Source organism: Neobacillus camarae (genome assembly GCF_054950115.1).
The window spans coordinates 843582-862668 of sequence record NZ_JBUCKX010000003.1; the positions used below are offsets into that span (position 1 = coordinate 843582).

Here is a 19087-nt window from a genome sequence, read left to right on the forward strand (position 1 = left end):
GATTTATACTGTTTTCATCACGTCATACAATTCCAGAAATTTGGTGTTAAATGCTCCTTCAACAAACTTTTCATGGTCAAGAAGCTTTAAATGAAACGGAATGGTGGTATGAATGCCTTCTACTACAAATTCACTCAGCGCACGCTTCATTCGGGCAATAGCCTCGTCCCTGGTACTGCCATACGCAATCACTTTGGCAATCATGGAATCATAATAAGGTGGAATGGTGTACCCAGGATAGGCAGCTGAATCAATCCGGACTCCCAAACCTCCCGGCGGCAAGTACATTTTTATTTTACCTGCTGAAGGAAGAAAGTTTTTCTCAGGATTTTCAGCATTAATCCGGCATTCTATCGCCCACCCTGTGAAGGTGACATCCTTCTGGGTCAACGTTAATTTTTCTCCATTAGCGACCCGGATTTGTTCTTTTATTAGATCCACCCCGGTGACTAATTCCGTGACAGGATGCTCCACCTGAATCCTTGTATTCATTTCCATAAAATAAAATTTGCGATTGCGGTAATCATATATAAATTCTACCGTTCCCGCACCTGAATAATCAACCGCTTTTGCGGCCATTACTGCGGCATTTCCCATCTCAGCACGAATTTCTCCATCAAGTGCAGGTGAAGGCGATTCTTCCAACAGTTTTTGAAGACGCCGCTGGATGGAGCAATCCCTTTCCCCTAAATGGATTGTGTTCCCGTAATTATCTGCAAGGACTTGAATTTCAACATGACGGAAATCTTCAATATATTTTTCCAAATAAACCCCAGGATTTCCGAATGCTGTTAATGCTTCCTGCTGGGTAATATTTATGCCTTTGATTAATTCCTGTTCATTTTTGGCAACGCGGATTCCTTTTCCGCCGCCGCCGGCAGTCGCTTTGATAATCACAGGATATTCAATTTTGCGTGCCAACTCAATTGCCTCATCGACATCACTGATGATTCCTTGGGAGCCTGGGACAATCGGCACGCCAGCTTCCCGCATGGTTTCTCTAGCGATATCCTTCGTTCCCATCTTATTAATGGCTTCAGGACTTGGCCCGACAAAGGTAATATTACATTCCCGGCAAAGCTCCGCGAAATCGGCGTTTTCCGCCAAGAAACCATACCCCGGATGAATGGCGTCACAGCCTGTCAATTTAGCCACGCTGATAATATTTGCCACGTTTAAATAACTATCTTTTGAAGATGTTGGTCCAATACAGTATGCTTCATCAGCCAGTTGTACATGCAATGCCTCGCGGTCTGCCTCAGAGAATACGGCAACCGATTCAATCCCCATTTCCCGGCAGGCACGAATAATCCTGACTGAAATTTCACCTCTATTTGCAATTAACAGTTTTCTTATCATTCTGTTACGCTCCTTATTCAGGTCTTACCAAAAACAATGGCTGGCCATATTCTACTAGTTGACCGTTTTTCGCCAACACTTCCACGATTTCCCCATTGATTTCAGCTTCAATTTCATTGAATAATTTCATTGCCTCCACAATACAGACAACCGTATCTTTGGATACCTTTGAACCTGGCTTAACATATACATCAGCATCAGGACTTGAGGAAGCGTAGAAAGTGCCTACCATTGGCGAAGTAATTTTATGTAGATTTTCAGTTTCAGCAGCAGGTGACTCCGTTTTTGCCGTTTCCTGTGTTGGCTGTTGTCCTGAAACAGGCGCTGCTTGTCCGTCTACAGCAACTGGCGGCATTTGTATCGCGGCGGTCATTTGTGGAATAGCTGCTTGGCCAACTGGCTGTACCGTTGTCACTGTCGCTGATCCGGCTTTTTTCATTTTAATTTTCGAACCATCATTTTCATAAACAAACTCGTCAATGCTCGATTGGTCAACCAGTTTTATTAATTCTCGGATTTCCTGTATTTTTAGCATAAACTACACCCCTTGAACTTTAATTTTTTCTGTAGGATCATTAAATCTCCGTCTAAAACTACAACTGCTTCTTAAACAACTTTATGGACTATAAACGGAAGAGCCGTGATTTATGACTAGCTACTAATACTATACGATAATAACTCCTATTAGTTCAATAAGCTATTTTTCGTAATCTGCAGGACTCCCCTTCCTTCATCTTAATATGTTCTGGAAGAAATGTGAAATAAGATGACCTTTTATGACTATCAAAAATTCATTTTTTCCTTTTTAACATAAATTAAAACAAAGGAAAGCCAGTTTGGCTTTCCTTACTAAAATTTATGTGATACTGTGATTATTTTGTTGGCTGGAAAGTAACGGCGACAAAATTGGTGTCTCCCATCTCCTTCTTAACTTCAAGGATAATTTTATTAGCTTCAGATGCGGACGGTTTATTTTTTGATTTTACCGTTACGTTCACTTTTTCTCCATCGGCCCTGACCAGGACATCGTCATATCCCATTGTCTTAATAAAGCCCTCCAGCATTTCTTCCTTTTGGGCGGTTTCGGTCAGTTTTTCCATCTGGTCTTTAGCTTTGCTTCTGTCAGCAGCCGGGAGATTGGTGGATGCAACAATATTTGTTAACTGTTCTTGCTGCTTGCTGCGGGACTCCTCAAGTTGCATGCGCATTTTTTCAAATTCAGCATCGCCAGCAATGGTAGAAACAATGGTCTGTTCATCCTTCGATTCTGCATTTGTTTTCGTTTGCGCCTTATCTTTAACATCTTGCTGTACTTGGGCAAGGTCATTTGTTTTTTGTTCCGGCGAAGTAATATAATATACGGATAACACAACTACAAGACTTAACATTGTTAATAACCAAACTGTTTGTTTTTTCAATAACATTGATAAATCCTCCTTTTATTTTTTAGGAAATACCCCAACTCGATGGCTCGGGACTCCTAAGACTTTGGTGACTGCTTCCACAATCCATTTTTTCACCTGAATGTTTTCTGCTCCCTTGGCCACGACCATGACACCACGAATATCGGGCCTTTTGGTTTCTACTACAATCGGAACCTCTTTCTCTCCGTTGCGGATAATGACAACTTGTTCATCAGTTGAAATATCCTGAACCTTTCTTTGACCGCCTTCCCGATCTGTTTCTTCGGTTGTCTGTTCCTTGGTGACTTGATTTTTTTCAAGAACCTTGCGATCGGTCGAATCAATCGTCACTACAACTGTTACATCATCCACTCCCAATATCTCCTTGAGAGCTTTCTCCAACTGACTTTCATATTTTTTTTCATAATCTTCAATAGACTGATTAGTTGAACTTTTGTTCAATCCAAATGCCGGAACATCTTCGTCTGGCTCTGTTTGACTGGCATTTGCCGGTTGATTAGCCCCTGAGCTTTTACCCGTTGTCATGAATACATTGCCAACAATCATAAAGGCTGCCCCAATACAGAGGACAAGGAGCATATACTGATACTTGCCTGGCTTTTTCCCTGGTTTATCTTCGCTCGTTTGATTTTCAAGTTTTAGCAGCTTTTTGAGCCATGAGAGCGGTCCTTGGTTATTGCCCATTTTACTTTTGGATCCCCCCTTCTACCGATACTTCGATTGTTTCTTTGGATACATTCCATTTTTGCGATAGAAACGCGGCAATTTTTTTGGTTTCATCTAATTCCGTTTTAGATGGAAGAGGTGCTTTTGTGTTAATTTCTACTGGATTGATTGCTTCCACTGCCTTACTGCCTGTATCAGGCGGTTTTAATTGAATCATTACCTTTTGGAGGTTTTCAGGAAATGCTTTGTCCCCTTGTCCATTCGTTTCGATATCGATCTTTGCTATCTCCAATCCGTATTGTTCCATCAACTCCTCCTTAGCGTCCTTTTTTAGCTGGACAGCCATTTCTTCTAAAATATATGCATCTTGGGAGGCTTGTATTTCTTTTTTCTTCGAATCTATTAAATTTTCCATATTTTTTTCTCCAGAAGTTTGGAAGGATGGAATCGATGCGATAGCCGTTTCAAAGTCCTTGGAGATCAGTTTTAAAACCGGGGTTAGTATAATCGCAATTAATAGTAACCCGGTTACCATTTTTGTATATTTTTGAAAGCCGGAATTGGGAAGGAGCATATCTATGACAGTTGCCAGCAGAATGAAGAGAATGATATTGGTAACCCATTCTTTTAAAAATTCCATTTCATTTTCGCACCCCCTATCTCATCATCATGGTTAAATTGCCAGCGGCCACAATTACAGTGATACTTAAAAAGAACATAAGAGAAACGATACTTAATGCCGCAAAAACATAAATGACACTTTTGCTGATAATATCCAAGCAGGTAATGATGGGTCCACCGCCCAGCGGCTGAAGGATGGCGGCAGCAAATTTATATATAAAAGAAATCATTAAGATTTTTAAGGCAGGAAATGCCACAATGATCAGAAGAATAGCCACCCCGGCAATGCCCACAGTATTTTTCAGCAGCACCGAGGCACTGACAACCGTATCGGTCGCATCCGTAAACATCCTCCCGATAACCGGTATGAAGTTTCCCGTGATGAATTTAGCGGTTCGGATTGTGATTCCATCCGTTACTGCAGCAGAAGCCCCTTGCACGGAAATAACCCCTAAAAATATCGTTAAAAATAAACCCATTAATCCGATACTCCAGTTTCTCAAGAGCCCGGCCAGCTGTGTAACTTTATACTGATCCGAAATCGTGCTGACAACGCTGAGCAAGGTTCCTAGAAACAGAAGCGGCAAGATAATGTATTGCATAAACATCCCGCTGATATTCATGAGAAACAGGATCACAGGATGGAAAAAGGCTGCTGAAACAAGCCCGCCGGAAGCGGCAATTAAGGCCAGCAAAATCGGAATTAAGGCAAGCACAAACGATATCATCGTCTCTATGGCTTCAGTGGTATAGCTGATCGCGATATGAAAGCTGTTGAGTGCAAGAATGACCAAAACCATATAAACAATGGCATAGGCAATCTTGCTAATATTGCTTTTTTCAAACGCGTTTTGCATGGATTGCAGGAACATGCTGAAAATAGCCAACATAATTAAAGTTCCTAGCAATTTGCCATTTGCCGTGAACTCATGGAAGATAAATTTTAACAATCCCTGTCCCCACTGTTTTAACGAAAAGTCTTTCTCCCCTTTAATAAAGTCATAAAGGCTCCCTTTTTGGCTCTCGGGCAGAAAGCCGCCGTATTTAGCCGTAATATCTTCCCAAAATTTCGTCAGTTCAGATAAATCCAATGTTTCCAGCTGAGCATTTACCAGTTCCTGAGGTGATTGAGGAGTTGCGGATTCTTTCGTATTTTCGACGGCTTGTACACCTGACGTAAAAAAAAACAAATAAATCACAATCATTATTGGAATAAACTGCAGCCTCTGCTTCAATGGTTACACCTCTTTAGAAACATTAAGCGCCCTGCTCACATGGACTTGAACCGAGCGCTCCGTTTGCTTTTTAACTTCAGACCTGGATTAACTTGGAATCAACTTGATTATCGTTTCAATTAATACAGTCAAAATCGGGATCGCCATAGCTAAAATGATGATTTTACCAGCTAATTCAATTTTTGAAGCAATTGCTCCCTGACCGGCATCTTTGGTAATCTGTACAGCAAATTCGGCTATGTATGCGATGCCAATGATTTTGAGTATCGTTTGCACATAAACCATATTTACCTTTGCATTGATCGCAAGCCGCTCGAGCATATGGATAATTTCATAAATTTTGTCCACCAAAAAAAGAAAGATGGAACAGCCGACAAACACAATTAACAGGAATGCGATGTTAGGTTTTTGCTCTTTAATAATTAAAGACAGGAAGGTTGCAATAAGTGCGATGCCCACTATTTTAAGAATTTCAATCGCAAAGCCCTCCCTTCTATTGAAACAAAAACACCGATTTTATTTTTTGGAACAAATCATTCACAATCGATGCTACCTGAAACAGAATGTATATAAATCCAAACAACGTTACCCACTGGGCATATTCTTTTTTCCCAACCTGATCCAGCACGGTATGCAGAAATGCCACAACAATACCTACCCCGGCTATTTTAAAAATAATATCCACTTCTAAGCCCATTGCTTTTCCCCCTAAAATAGTAGAATAATCAACAGCAAGCCTGACAAAAATCCCAGACTCTTGACCATTTTTTCGTATTTTGCCTGTGCTTGGACAGCATCGGCTTCTTCCCTCTCTAAATGGGAAAGAGTCAGCATAATCTGCTTTTGCTGGGAAAAGCGGTCATGTCGTCCCAAGGTCTCTCCGAACTGCTTCATAATCTCAAACTCCGCGTTTCTCAAGGCTGTCGTGTTCCATACTTCTTTTAAACTGGTTTGCCAGGCCTCTTTTACCGTCGTCTCAGTATCCATTAATTTCTGTGAAAAGCTATCGAAGAAGGTTGATAGCGGTTTTGCCAGCTGTTCCGACAGCCTTCTTGCAGCCTCATGCAGGGGGGTGTGGCCATACATGATTTCTGCTTCTAGTGATTGTAAGGCACTCCTTAATGCCCTTAACTGTTTGGGACGCTCACTAAAGTGCCTGGCGGCCTCAAATCCTGTCAATGTCGTGGCAACAATAATAAATATGGCGCCAATCACCTTAACCATCTATGTCACGCTCACTTTTTGATTTAAATCTCTTCCCGATTCATCCAATATGCGGGCTATCGTTCCGGGACCGGAACTTCTGTTCAGGATAATATATCGCTCGAAAATTTTTTGGCTGATAATCTCTCTTAGAGTCGGCCTTCCTGTTAACTCTTCCAGGCTCGTCCCGTGAGTGGTCATGACCAGTTTTATGCCGGCATGAACAGCCTCGAGTATTGCCTCTGTGTCTTCCCGACGGCCAATTTCATCGACGATCAATACCTCTGGGCTCATAGAGCGGATCATCATCATCATTCCTTCGGCTTTTGGGCAGGCATCCAAAACGTCGAGCCGATGGCCAAACGTTAATTGAGGGACCCCATTGACGCACCCGGAAATTTCACTCCGTTCATCGACAATTCCCACTTTGTTGGCAGGGATGTTTCTATCACCTGTTGAAATAATTCTGGCTATGTCCCGAAGCAAGGTTGTTTTACCCGTTTGCGGCGGTCCGATGACCATGGTATTTTTCCAGCTTCCGTTAAAGATAAATGGAATGATGGCCTTGGCGGTGCCAATTTTTTCCCTTGCAATCCGAATGTTAAACGATGAAACATCCCGAATCGCCTTTACCTTTCCATTCTCCAGAATCACCTTCCCGGCGAGTCCGATTCGGTGTCCACCGGAAACCGTGATATAACCCCGTTTAAGCTCCTCTTCTAAGGTATAAATTGAAAAGTGGCTGATCTTATTTAACAAGTGAAAAGCGTCATCAGGCTGAATGACATACGATAAAAAGCATGGAGTCCCTTTTATCGACAGTTCTATTGGCCGGTGAATCCTAATTCTGATTTCTTCTATCTCTTCCAGTTGTTTAGGAGGGATTTGTTTAACTTGTTCTGCAATAGTTTTTGGCAAAAAGTTCAGGATGGTTTCCACATAGCTTCCTCCTTTAATACCGTAGTTCAACCTCAAATTGTCATTCTGATGCTCTCTAGTATCTCGCTACTTAAAATGTATGCCTGCTTGGACACAATATGACTGATAATCTCTCTATTCTTTCAATCTATTGCCTAAGAAAAGCGCAAGCGCCCTGGTCAGCGCTCGACAGGCCTCCTCCAAAAAGCTTACGCTTTTTGTTCGTGCGATGCCTATGCTTCCGAAGCCTTCCTTAGTGGAGGGCTCCAACTGAGATAAAGGAAACACGAAGAGCCAGCAACTACCTGAAGAAGCTTCCAGGGCTTTGCGACGAGCTGAACAGCCGCTTCCTCGAATATGCTTTGGCGCAGGAGCAGGAGGCGCATTCGTGCTTGACTTATCGCAAGCGCGGAGACCGAAGGCGTCTCGTCGCTAGGGCGCTCCTCGAAAAAGCTATCGCTTTTTCTTCGTGTGATGTCTATGCTTCCGAAGCTTTCCTTGTGGAGCTAGACAATTCTCATGGTCAAAAATTTTATACTTTCCTATCCATCAAAAACAAAAAAAGGATTGAACCATTTGAACGGTTCAATCCTTGTTTATTAAAAATGGCTGTTAATTTTCGCTCCAGTCGCTAAAGCAAACCCGCAGGCATGCCGGAGCCTCCTCGGCGCTGGCAGCGCCTGAGAGGTCTTCCCTGCCCCGTTCTCCCTCAGTAGTCGAGCTTATCCGCTCCAGTCAACAGTGTTTTTAAAGAATAACATTATCATTTAACATAGCCATATTATTTGTCATACTTTTTTACCCAATTGTATATCTGCATTTCCGTTACCGGGCCATTATAATGCTCCCTGATGATTCCCTGTTTATCTATGACGAAGGTTTCCGGCTGACCGGTGACATTAAATTCCTTTGACACTTTCGCGTTATAATCAAATAGATAGGTCATCCCATCTTTATTGTTTTCGGACACCTTTTTGATGCGGTCAATAGTTTCACCGCGGTTTATCATTAGTAATGGATATTGGTTCCCATAATCCTTTTGAAAGGCTGCCAGTTCCGGGAATTCTTCCTTACAAGGGGCACACCAGCTTGCAAAGTAATTTAAGATCACTACCTTACCTTGATATTCAGCCAGTTTGGTTGTCCCTCCATCGTAATTTGGCAGTTCAAAATGATATGCCTGATCGCCCACATCCGTATGTTTCCCTTTTGTGACCAAACTGTAGCCAAAAAATCCAAACATACTAATTATCAGAATTAACACGAGTGATTTGATGATCCGTTTATTCATCGTATCGCCTCCTTACCGCCCTGGGTGTTGTACAAAACAGGCTGACCTAACCGTCAGCCTCTTTAAAGCTATTTTTCCAGCTGCTTTAAAAATGCCATTTCCTTTTTCAGTTTGCTTTGTTTCCGGTCCAGAATAAACAGATAGCCAAATATGACCACCCAAGCAACAGTATAGGCTGCATACATATATTGATAAGTCATTTTGATTCCTCCTAATTTTCAATATCCGATCTTAATTTTTCTTTATACTGCTCTACTTTAATTTTCATATTTTCAAGCGTAACGCCTTTATTTAACAGATAACCATAAAGAACCGTGAACGCTAATATAGAAATCAACAGTGCAGCAAGCATCGATGGGGCAATCCCACCGCCAGATTGGTCTGACCCTTCACCGAATACCACCGGATGCAATTTGGTTTGCCACCAGCGAATGGCAAAGAAAACGATTGGTACATCCACAAAACCTATGATGCCAAAAACAGATGCCAGCCGGGCTTTTTTATCCCACACTCCATCCATTTGACGGATCATAATGTAAGCAATGTAGATGAAAAATAGAATCAGAGTGGTAATTAACCGCGGTTCCCAAACCCACCAAGTGTTCCATGCTGACTTTGCCCAAATAGGGCCGGTTGTTAAAACAATAATCGTGAAAACAATGCCAATTTCAGCAGATACATAGGCATAGGTATCAAAAATCCGGTTACGCTTTACCAGATACATAATACTAAACAAACAAGTGATGAAAAAGGCAAAAAAGGCCACCCATGCGGAACTCACATGGAAATAAAAGATTTTTTGGGCAGCACCCATCGTCTTCTCTTCTTCCGCAAAGAGGAAGATAAAATAAATAGCGGTTAACATCGTTACGACCGTGCCGCCAAATAATATCTTTGGCAGATAAGATTCTTTCGATCCCACGAGCTGTGTTTCAGGGAGCAGCGGTTTCTCTTTTTCGAGATTCATACTCATAGCTTAAACCTCCAGCACATAATCAATTAAAAATAAAGAAATAACAAAGAATATAACATCATAGGAAGCAACCATCTGAGTCCAAGACAGCGCGCTCGATAATTTACTCATATCGGATAAGACGATTCGAGTCGCCTGCGTGACTCCAATTAAGACAGGACTTGCAATGGGAAAAAGCAATAAAGGGAGCAACATTTCGCTGCTCTTTGAGTTTCCTGCCAAAGCCGCTAAAAACGTACCGATAGAAACAAACCCAAAACTTCCAACAACTATAATAAGAATAAAATAGGGTATACTTCCGGCCACCTTAAAATCAAACAGCAAAAACAAAAACGGAACCGCAATCAATTCAACAATGATGAGCATGGTGAAGTTGGCGAGGAATTTGCCCAAATATATTCCCGCTGGCTCCATCGGCGCAACGAGCAGGGCATGCAAGGTGTCATTCCGCTGTTCCGATACAATGGACCGGTTCAAGCCTAAAATGCCCGCGAACACGATAATCACCCAGATAATTCCCGGGATAACCGCCTTTGTCATATTGTTGGAAGGATCAAAGGCGAAGCTGAATACTACAATGACCAGGCTGGCGAAGATGGTTTGCGTCACCAGCACCTGTTTGGTTTTCCATTCAGAAAGTAAATCCTTTTTGGCGAGCAGGAGGGCGGATTTTAATAGATTCATGACACTCCCTCCATCTGTTGCTCATATTTCTCAGTAACCGTTCCTAAGGATTGGTTTTTTACCGGAAAATCATCAACCATTTTCCCGTTTTTTATGATAATAATCCGGTCACAAATTTCAGCTGCCTGTTTAAAATCATGGGTAACCATTAATGTGGTCGTCCCTTTTTTCTTCATAGAAAGGATGACATTATTCAATATAGTCATGGCCCCCTGATCGAGCCCTGTATGCGGCTCATCCAAAAGCAATATTTCCGGGTCGTGAATTATGGCTCTGGCAATGGCGATTCTTTGAATCATCCCACGAGAAAAATTTTTGACTGGGTCATGCAAAAAGAATGATAGCCCCACTTCTTTCACCAGTTGAATAGCCCGCTCTTCGGCACGGTCCACTCCGTATAGCTTCCCAAAGAAAACAAGATTTTCCATTGGGGAATAATGATCATATAGTAAGCTTGCATGGGGTAAATAACCGATGTTTTTTTTGGCTTCAATGGCCTTTTTTCTCAAATCCAAGCCATTCATTTTGACCGACCCGGTTGTGGGTTTAATCAAGCCTGCGATAATTTTTAATAGAGTACTTTTTCCTGCACCATTCGGTCCCAGGATGGCAACTGTTTCTCCTTTGCTTACCTTGAGGTCAATACCGCGCAAAATCAATTTATTATCCGCTTGCTTTGTCAGCTTGGTTATGTCTATCATTTGCAGTTTCCTCCCTTACTAGCAAGCTACTCTATGTATTGACGTAAACTTAATTTCACCTGTACCAGATGCTGTTTATAGGCGTTAAGCTTTGCATGATATTCTTCTTCGGTCAGCTTGCCATCACCAAAGGTCTCTTCGAGTTCAATAATTTTGTCCATAATGGCCTTTTGCTTGGACATTAACAGTTTAAATGCCTTCTCTTCCTTATCTGCACCGAGCCGTTCCTGCTCTAATCTAGCTTTTCTTTTAAAGTATATATAGTAGGAGACACCGGCAATAATGATGGCTCCCATAACAATCAAAAACACATGCGGGTTAAAACGGTTCAATGGTGATTGGGCCCACATTCTCAAATGACCCGGGTTATGGAAAGCAGGTGCCGTTCTTGTGACAGAGCTGGTGGTTTTATCAGTACTATCTGTTCCCGTCTGGGACGAACTATCACTTTTGGGCTGCACGTCTTTGTTATAGACAATGGTGAAGGTCTGGTCTGCTTTGATATTTTCAATACTGTAACCCCAATAGTTTTGGTCATCAAATTTGAAAAGTCCCTGACTGGTGGAATCAATTCCTTTGGTTTCAATACTTCCCATGCCCTCTGGCACAAGAATTTGGAACAACTGCACTGGATAGTCCACAGTGAGGTTCATTTCTTTCCCTTTTTCGACCCGGTAGCTGTAGGGCAGCACCATGGTTTGGTTGGCTGGAATCGGGGTAGTAGTAATAAAACCAGTGTCTGTCTGTTTAAAAGCAATTTTACTATCTGAAAAATTTAAGTCTTTGATTCCATTCGGAAGAGTTACCTTTAATACCGCCTCATCTTGCCCGTCTCCTTTATACTCCTGATCAGAGGAATTTGTGTAATTCACCATGTTCATCATGTTGACAGACCCGTCATCCCCAGGACTGACAACGAGGTAATCCATATCAATCACAACGCTTGATTCCGATGCAGCTTCCCCATAGATGGGGAAAACCAGCAGCCAGCCAAGAAGGAATACGGTGATTTTTCTGATCACTTTGCATCCCCCTTTTTCTGTTTATAGCTTTTCATTTGTGTCTCAATTTCTTTTTCCACTTCGGCCATTAACTCTTGGTCAATACTGACATTTTGCAGTTGTTCTTCCTCCTGCATGATGTTCGCAATCTCCACCTCATACTGCTTTTTTAAATTCTTGTAGTCGGCATGCGAAATTTTATCCATTTTATATTCGAATTCAAGCTCGTTTAAAGTGGTCAACAGTGCTTCTTTTGTTATTGATAAATCTTTGCTGCTATTTCCGAACTGTAAGTAGTTATCCCACCTAAATAAAGGTGATAGGATAAAAAAAAGACATACCAGCGCTAATGCAGCAGTAAAAATCATGGAAACAACGGAGATATCCGGCATTATGTTCACATCCTAAAGGTACTTTTTCCGTTCTTCATCAATTAGGGATGATAGGATTTCACCCTCAACTTCCTCTTCGATATTCCGATCATCTATTACTGGGTCCTCGGTGCCTTTCCTCTTTACCCATTTTCGGATAACCAAGAACAATCCGGCTCCGGCAATGCCCAATGCAGCAAAGGGGAGAATCCAGGCCGTTAAACTAAAACCGCTTTTTTCCGGGGCAGTCAATATTTCTTCTCCATAAATGTTGACATAATAATCACGGATTTTATCCTTATCCCATCCTTTATTCATCATATCAACCAAATCTTGTTTAAACTCTTTGGTTTCGTTACATGTATTTGGGTCACATTCGTAATGATCTTGTCCGCAGCCGCATGTGCAGCGGAACTGCGATGCCACTGCTTTGAATTCAGCGGATTTGTAATCCATTGCCGCTGCCTGTACCCGGAATACGGAAACTTGAAATAGGAGCAACGTCATCAGAAGACCCAAATAAATTTTATTTTTCATGTTATGCCACCTCTTTGCGCACGCCAGTGTACCGCGGAGTGACATTTCCATATTTCCCGTTCCAAATGGCAAATAGTGCTCCTATGACAATCATGAAGGAACCAACCCAAAGCCAATTCATCATTGGGTTGACCTTTACAACAAAGGTTGCCTTTCCATCATCTTCCCAAGCGCTTAATACAATATACAGATCCTCTTTCATCGATGAGATGATGGCTACCTCTGAGGAAGGCTGATCCCAGTTTCCGTAAAATACCTTTTCAGGTTGATAGGTTCCTAGCTTTTCTCCGTCTTTAAATACGGTTACATCGGCATATACGATATCGTTGATTCCTTCCTTTTTCTGGTCAAGACGTTCATAGTTTAACCGGTAGTCATTTATTTCAATGGATCCACCCAATGGCACTGTTTTCATCGTTTCTTTATCGTAGTTTTGGGAGCCGATAATTCCCATTGCTATAAAGGCGATACCCAAGTGGACGATGTATCCCCCGTATCTGCGGCGATTACGGATCATTAAGCGATATAAGGCCACATGCGGTTTTTCTTTTGTCATTTTTCTACGTGCCTTTACACCCCGGTAAAATTCCAAGAAATGAGTAATGAGAAGAAGTGTAATCACGCCGTATCCAATAACAGCCCATGCTTTGTTCATACCCAAGATAACCATTAACCCCATTGCGACAACGGCAAGAATAGCCGGCATCAAGAAGTTTTTCCTAAGATTTTTGACGGTCGATTTTTGCCAAGCAAGCAAAGGGCAAACAGCCATCACAAACATCATGGATAAAAGAATTGGCGCCTCCACTTTGTTAAAGAATGGCAATCCCACTGTAACTTTGGTCCCCCGTACTGCTTCTGAAACAAGCGGAAAGATTGTTCCCCAAAATGTGGCAAACGCAGCACCGACAAGCAGAAGATTATTGACTAAAAAGCTGCTTTCCTTTGATACAAGGGATTGAAATTCCCCTGCGCTTCTTTTTAACAAATTGTAGCGGCTCATCAGCACATACAGCGCCCCGATTACCGCTATAGCCATAAACACCAAGAAGTAAAGACCTAAATTCGAGTTTGCAAACGCGTGCACACTGGTCAGTACGCCACTTCGCACCAAGAATGTTCCAAAAAGTGTCAAAGCATATGACACAATAATTAAGCTGATATTCCAAACCTTGAGCATATTCTTGCGCTCCTGAATCATCACCGAATGCAAGAAAGCAGTAGCCGTTAACCATGGCATAAACGAGGCATTTTCAACTGCATCCCAGGACCAATAACCGCCCCAGCCCAGTTCCACATAAGCCCATTGTCCGCCAAAAATATTTCCCAGGCTTAAAAATAGCCAAGCGACAATGGTCCAGCGACGGGTCATTTTGATCCAAAAATCATCAACATTCTTCAGGATTAACGCTGAAATCGCGAATGCGAACGGTATGGCAAGGCCAACGTAGCCAAGGTAAAGCGTTACCGGATGAATAATCATCCCCGGGTTTTGCAGCATCGGGTTTAGACCTTTTCCTTCAGTAGGAACGGTGTCCAGCAGGGCAAATGGTTTTGAAACGAACCCCAAAATGAAGAAGAAAAAAACAGCATTCGCTAATAAAATGGAAGAAATATAGGGAACCATTGGATTCCCCTTCATTTTCCTTGAAAAGGCAATCATGGCCATATAAAGTGTTAAGAAAAATGTCCATAATAATAGCGATCCGGAATTCCCGGCCCATAAAGCGGTAAGCTTATAGATAATCGGAAGTTCGCTGCTGGTGTAATCCGATACATATTCATACTGGAACTGCGATGTTCCCAGCAGATAAAGCAATGAAAGCATGGCCATTGATGAGCATACCAGCAAGGCAACAATGCCGCCTTTTCCGCTGTTCACCAACTTTTGATTTTTCGTGCTGATGCCCAGAGTAGTAATAAGCAGGGAGTATAATGATAAAGCCAGTCCTATATAAATTGTTGCGTTAGAGAATAAATACATTTGGTCACCTTCTCAAGTTTGCCTGTTATTGTTCTTTCGGTGGCTGATTTAACTTGTCCTTATGTGTTTCAGGGTCATAGTTTTTGATATCCTGTCCTTCATATTTTGAAGGACATCTTGTTTTGACGGTTTCCGCCACAAACGTATCTTTTTTGGTTGGAGCCCCTTCAAGGATGGTAATGACTCCTTCCACAAAGTTGTCTGGCTTCGTTCCGTGATAGATGACATGCATCAAATTGTCCTTGTTATCCTTCACGTCAAATTTCAATTCAATTTTGTCCGGGTCCCACTTAATGGAGTCTTCAATCAACAATCCTTCCACTGTCACATAATCATCTTTGTGCTGGTTCTGGGTGGCTAAAAGCTCGTCCAACGTTAATTCCACTCCGCTTGAGCTCGGAGTGGCAGCCATAAGGAGGAAAACAATGGCCCCTGCAATAATAAATCCGCCAATTATTACAAGCGTGTTTTTCTTCATCCTGCTCACCTCTCATTAAATTAACTTTTTCATTTCTTCTTCGTACGTGTCTTGATCAATTTTTCCTGTCAGCAGTTTTTTACGAAGTTCCTTCTTTTCGTCTGTCCGATCTTGAAGGTTTTCCTTTTTTGCCGCAGTCTGTTTCTTCGAAGTTATCTTGTTTGATTTTGCAGGCTTACTGGCGCTATGAGAATTTGCTTTAAGTCCTAAATACACAAAAATCCCTGCGATGATAATGGCGATTCCAATGATCGATGCACCACCAATTCCAATGATTGGCTTGCTGGAATTAGAACTTTTGGTGCCTTTTGTGATTTGATCGGTAGCTGTGCCGGTCACTCCTGAGTGGGTTTCATCATCCGGGGGATTAAGTTTGCTAATCGCCTCCATGGATGATTCGGTCCCATCCTTTTTATAGGAAAACGAGTATTTTAATGGCTCGTCAATTTTTACATTATTGTATTGGTAAAAATAGAGCTCTTCGCCGTAATCGTCCTTTGAATTATCCTGTGCTTTTGGCTCCATTTGGTTATCCTTCGAATTCATGGGCGCGTAGTAAACAATGTCGAGCTGCTCAATTTCTGCATTATTTTTGAATTCGTATGTAAAGGTTTTGCTGTTTTGATCTTTTACATCAATCGTTTGGGTGTAGTACTCAATGACATATTCATAAGTCTCGTTATTTTTGATTGGATTGGATGGTTTCCAGGAAATAATCCCCTTTTCTTTATCAACATCATAGGGCCGCTGAACTTCAGGCTGGTCTTTTTCCGGAAAGTCAGCTACTAATATGGCCTCGAAACCTTTATCAGCAGCAGGGACAGGAATCTCAATCTTCCCATCGTAAGCTTGTCCACTTTTATTGGTTACGGTTCCATACTGGCTGATTAATAAGGATGGGATGTCCCGTGACGACCAATCCTCAGGATAGTCAAACTCCGGCATTATTTGAACCTGCATGGATTGAAAGGGAAACTTATCCGCTTGAAATGCAGTTTCTGCATGTGCTCTTGGAGTGATGAAGCCAATCGAAAATAAAACCGTTACCATAAATGCCAGTAACTTTCTTCCTCGCATAATAATCCTCCTTGATTCCAACGAACTAGAAAAGTTCTAAAGTTTTCCACTATAGTCCTCTTTGAAATAAATATATTCTTTATCGGACCCTCACGGCAGAATCACTATTGAACATTTTGTTAAACGGGCAAAAACGTTACGTTTTCGTCATAAAATAACCACAATTTATTCACATTTATAATCTTTTGAATTTTCCCTCGCTCCATGTGTGTACATAAAAAATGGATCTGTTCAACTATCTTGGTGATTCTTACACCCCTGTTGATTGGAGAAGATAAGATTGATTCCTCGAAAATCCTCAATATGCTATTCGCTAATTTCGTGCGATGAAAATTCATGGATGCTTTCCTCGTGCAATCGCATTTTCTTCATGCGTGGGCCGATTCGAGGATAAATTTCATTTCCCTGCGGGAGTACGGGGCAAGGGTTCCACAGGCGCTTCCAGCATCGAGGAGGCTCCCCCGGCACGCCCGCGGGTTCGCTGAGCTTCTTTCGCTGCAATCAGCAGCCTAATAAAAAAAACCGAACCCTTATTGCGGATTCGGTTCAAGATACTCATCTGGAAAATCATTATTAACTTTTATTGAGCGGATATAACTAACAATATCTGAAATATCCTGTGTTTTTAACTGACGCACCCCATCAAGACCTTTGAGTGATGGCCCCATTCTTGTTTCTTCACGACCATATGCGATACTTATCCAAATCTGGCGATCCGTTGTATATTTTAGATATTGAGGGTTGGATAGCGCCGTACCCATTTTAAGCTTGCCCTCACCTGACGCGCCATGACAGTTTTGGCAATAAATATTATACTTCTTTAAGCCCCGCTCCGGATTGCCCGAAATTTTCTCTGGCACCTTAAAATCTTTTTCTTCCGATTGCCAATCACGAATAAACGAAACAAGATTGTTTAAATCTTTTTCTGACAATCTACTTCCGTAAGCAGGCATACCTGTGTCTTGTCTTCCAAATTTCACATAATGATAAAGATTCTTGTCAGAAACAGAGTTTAAAAAATTTTGATTATTAATGGCCGTACCTGACTTTGCTCCTTCACCATTACCAGATTCACCATGACAAATCTGGCAATTTTCATTGTAGACTTCTTTACCAGTTGCAATTGCTTGTGCGCTTTTGCTTTCGAAGATACCGCTATTACCGATTCCAAAAATGACAACAATGACAATAATTATGTAGCTGCCAATTAATATTTTTTTCATCTGGCGCTCCCTATTTTGGTTCAGGTGTTGGCGTTGCTTCCCCTATATCTCCGTATTTTGAATGAATTAAATCGTAAATTTTCTTAGGGCTTTTACCATCAAGATGCATATCTACCGCCTCCCGGGCGATATCGACACAAACATCTCAAGAGACGCCCATCGAATCCCATTCATTAACTGCTTTATCGTCACCAAATTGGCCAACAAAGCAATCCAAGTTACTCTTATGACCGTCACTCACTCCACAGCCGCAAAAGCATGGAACTTGAGCAAGTACCTCCGGATATTCAGAAGCGATAATATAGGTTTGTTGAACCTTTTCAGGTGACTGCATGACATAATCGGGAAGCGCCGTATGTTTTTTATCAAGCGTAAATTTTTTACTATCAACTGTAGAGCCGCAGGCGGCAACAAACAGTGATAATGAAATTATGAGGACTAATACTGAAGCAATTCTTTTCAAGTTTGTTATACCTCCCTTCATTCTATTTATAAATTAATCTTAGCAAAAATTTAACAGTGGGAAGTTTATTAAATATTACTATTTCGTGAAGTTTAACGATTGCTTAAGAGGATAGTTAAAATATTTAATCCAATCTATTAAAGAATAAACAAGGGATATTCTAAATACCCCTTGTACCAACTTTTACATGTTCATAGGATTGTGTCCAGTATTGCTGTTGGAGACTAACGTTGGGTCAACCATACCAAATATCATGGCAATATGGGAAACAACTAAAAACATACCTACAAATATCGCATGAATTTTCAATTTTTCCAAAGCGGATTTCTTTTTAAAGATGATTCCTAAATCCAGTAAGGCCATGCCTAGCAACGGAACGATTCCTAACAAATAAAATGTTACAGCAAGAACATCGATCCATCCCTTCCATTCATCATTAACTGTCAGAGGGATATAGGCTGTTTTCATCAAATAAACGAATATCCCCGTGAAATAAATACCGACAAAAATGGAGACGGCTTTATTCACTTTTTTTAATGTGCCATCCAGATTACGGGTAAAAAGGATCGCTAGTTCTGATACCGCAATCGTTTCAGCACAGATAACTGGAATGGCCATAAAAATAATCAAGTTCCAAGGCTGGTTTGATGCTAACAAGGCCATATAATGTGTCATATTCATTTATTTTGCTCCCTTACGATTAGTAGTTACTACCTAAATGTAAGGACAAAATATGGAGAAACTTTGCAGAAAGAATGGATAAATTGTTAAGTTATTTTTAACAAAATGGCCCTGCTAAATAGGGCTGTTGATTGCAGCGAAAGTCAATCAGCGAACCTGCGAGCGTTCCGGGAGCCTAACAAAAAAAGCAGGGGGAA

The 19087-nt window shown here is 41.6% G+C and carries 24 protein-coding genes; all 24 read right to left on the reverse strand.

All coding sequences use genetic code 11. From position 1 onward, the window contains the following. Window positions 1-3: 3 nt before the first annotated feature. Window positions 4-1359, reverse strand: coding sequence for an acetyl-CoA carboxylase biotin carboxylase subunit (accC, locus tag ACY8D0_RS19500; RefSeq protein WP_462412154.1), 1356 nt, complete (start codon window positions 1357-1359; stop codon window positions 4-6). A gap of 13 nt (window positions 1360-1372) precedes the next feature. Next, entirely contained in the window at window positions 1373-1894 is a 522-nt protein-coding gene (gene accB / locus ACY8D0_RS19505) for an acetyl-CoA carboxylase biotin carboxyl carrier protein (RefSeq protein ID WP_462412155.1), read from the reverse strand. A gap of 337 nt (window positions 1895-2231) precedes the next feature. Then, window positions 2232-2783 carry a SpoIIIAH-like family protein gene (locus tag ACY8D0_RS19510; RefSeq protein WP_462412156.1) on the reverse strand — a complete coding sequence of 184 codons (552 nt, stop codon included), beginning with the start codon at window positions 2781-2783 and terminating at the stop codon, window positions 2232-2234. A gap of 15 nt (window positions 2784-2798) precedes the next feature. Next, window positions 2799-3467, reverse strand: a complete 669-nt coding sequence (gene spoIIIAG / locus ACY8D0_RS19515; RefSeq protein WP_462412157.1) for a stage III sporulation protein AG — start codon at window positions 3465-3467, stop codon at window positions 2799-2801. Window position 3468: 1 nt separating this feature from the next. Next, on the reverse strand, window positions 3469-4089 hold the full coding sequence (spoIIIAF, locus tag ACY8D0_RS19520; protein ID WP_462412158.1) for a stage III sporulation protein AF: 621 nt from the start codon (window positions 4087-4089) through the stop codon (window positions 3469-3471). 16 nt (window positions 4090-4105) lie between these two features. Continuing rightward, the gene (spoIIIAE, locus tag ACY8D0_RS19525; protein ID WP_462412159.1) at window positions 4106-5305 is read right to left on the reverse strand and encodes a stage III sporulation protein AE; all 1200 of its coding nucleotides are present in this window, start codon (window positions 5303-5305) and stop codon (window positions 4106-4108) included. 87 nt (window positions 5306-5392) lie between these two features. Beyond that, window positions 5393-5782 (reverse strand): stage III sporulation protein AD, encoded by a 390-nt coding sequence (gene spoIIIAD, locus ACY8D0_RS19530; protein WP_462412516.1) that lies wholly within the window; start codon window positions 5780-5782, stop codon window positions 5393-5395. A 16-nt stretch (window positions 5783-5798) separates the two neighbouring features. Continuing rightward, the gene (spoIIIAC, locus tag ACY8D0_RS19535) at window positions 5799-6002 is read right to left on the reverse strand and encodes a stage III sporulation protein AC (protein ID WP_042458257.1); all 204 of its coding nucleotides are present in this window, start codon (window positions 6000-6002) and stop codon (window positions 5799-5801) included. A gap of 11 nt (window positions 6003-6013) precedes the next feature. Beyond that, complete coding sequence (gene spoIIIAB / locus ACY8D0_RS19540; RefSeq protein WP_462412160.1) at window positions 6014-6529, reverse strand: stage III sporulation protein SpoIIIAB; 516 nt, start codon at window positions 6527-6529, stop codon at window positions 6014-6016. Further along, window positions 6530-7447, reverse strand: coding sequence for a stage III sporulation protein AA (spoIIIAA, locus tag ACY8D0_RS19545; RefSeq protein ID WP_462412161.1), 918 nt, complete (start codon window positions 7445-7447; stop codon window positions 6530-6532). It abuts the gene before it with no gap. Between the two features lie 760 nt (window positions 7448-8207). Further along, window positions 8208-8717: a TlpA family protein disulfide reductase gene (locus tag ACY8D0_RS19550; protein ID WP_462412162.1), complete on the reverse strand. Its 510-nt coding sequence runs from the start codon at window positions 8715-8717 to the stop codon at window positions 8208-8210. 68 nt (window positions 8718-8785) lie between these two features. Continuing rightward, window positions 8786-8917, reverse strand: coding sequence for a CcmD family protein (locus tag ACY8D0_RS19555; protein WP_462412163.1), 132 nt, complete (start codon window positions 8915-8917; stop codon window positions 8786-8788). 11 nt (window positions 8918-8928) lie between these two features. After that, window positions 8929-9690 carry a cytochrome c biogenesis protein gene (locus ACY8D0_RS19560; protein ID WP_462412164.1) on the reverse strand — a complete coding sequence of 254 codons (762 nt, stop codon included), beginning with the start codon at window positions 9688-9690 and terminating at the stop codon, window positions 8929-8931. Window positions 9691-9693: 3 nt separating this feature from the next. Then, window positions 9694-10374: a heme exporter protein CcmB gene (locus ACY8D0_RS19565; protein WP_462412165.1), complete on the reverse strand. Its 681-nt coding sequence runs from the start codon at window positions 10372-10374 to the stop codon at window positions 9694-9696. After that, entirely contained in the window at window positions 10371-11075 is a 705-nt protein-coding gene (gene ccmA, locus ACY8D0_RS19570; RefSeq protein ID WP_462412166.1) for a heme ABC exporter ATP-binding protein CcmA, read from the reverse strand. Before ccmA ends, ACY8D0_RS19565 begins: the two co-directional genes overlap by 4 nt. A 26-nt stretch (window positions 11076-11101) precedes the next feature. After that, on the reverse strand, window positions 11102-12097 hold the full coding sequence (locus ACY8D0_RS19575) for a hypothetical protein (RefSeq protein ID WP_462412167.1): 996 nt from the start codon (window positions 12095-12097) through the stop codon (window positions 11102-11104). After that, window positions 12094-12468 (reverse strand): hypothetical protein, encoded by a 375-nt coding sequence (locus ACY8D0_RS19580; RefSeq protein ID WP_462412168.1) that lies wholly within the window; start codon window positions 12466-12468, stop codon window positions 12094-12096. Before ACY8D0_RS19580 ends, ACY8D0_RS19575 begins: the two co-directional genes overlap by 4 nt. Before the next feature lie 12 nt (window positions 12469-12480). Continuing rightward, window positions 12481-12984, reverse strand: a complete 504-nt coding sequence (locus ACY8D0_RS19585) for a cytochrome c-type biogenesis protein (RefSeq protein ID WP_462412169.1) — start codon at window positions 12982-12984, stop codon at window positions 12481-12483. Between the two features lies 1 nt (window position 12985). Next, window positions 12986-14968 (reverse strand): heme lyase CcmF/NrfE family subunit, encoded by a 1983-nt coding sequence (locus ACY8D0_RS19590; protein ID WP_462412170.1) that lies wholly within the window; start codon window positions 14966-14968, stop codon window positions 12986-12988. 25 nt (window positions 14969-14993) lie between these two features. Further along, on the reverse strand, window positions 14994-15446 hold the full coding sequence (locus ACY8D0_RS19595) for a cytochrome c maturation protein CcmE (protein ID WP_462412171.1): 453 nt from the start codon (window positions 15444-15446) through the stop codon (window positions 14994-14996). A 15-nt stretch (window positions 15447-15461) separates the two neighbouring features. Beyond that, on the reverse strand, window positions 15462-16523 hold the full coding sequence (locus ACY8D0_RS19600; protein WP_462412172.1) for a hypothetical protein: 1062 nt from the start codon (window positions 16521-16523) through the stop codon (window positions 15462-15464). Window positions 16524-17053: 530 nt separating this feature from the next. Beyond that, window positions 17054-17746, reverse strand: coding sequence for a c-type cytochrome (locus ACY8D0_RS19605; RefSeq protein WP_462412173.1), 693 nt, complete (start codon window positions 17744-17746; stop codon window positions 17054-17056). 10 nt (window positions 17747-17756) lie between these two features. Next, window positions 17757-18209, reverse strand: a complete 453-nt coding sequence (locus ACY8D0_RS19610; protein WP_462412174.1) for a PCYCGC motif-containing (lipo)protein — start codon at window positions 18207-18209, stop codon at window positions 17757-17759. Window positions 18210-18392: 183 nt separating this feature from the next. Beyond that, window positions 18393-18890: a DUF6803 family protein gene (locus ACY8D0_RS19615; RefSeq protein WP_462412175.1), complete on the reverse strand. Its 498-nt coding sequence runs from the start codon at window positions 18888-18890 to the stop codon at window positions 18393-18395. Between the last annotated feature and the right edge of the window lie 197 nt (window positions 18891-19087).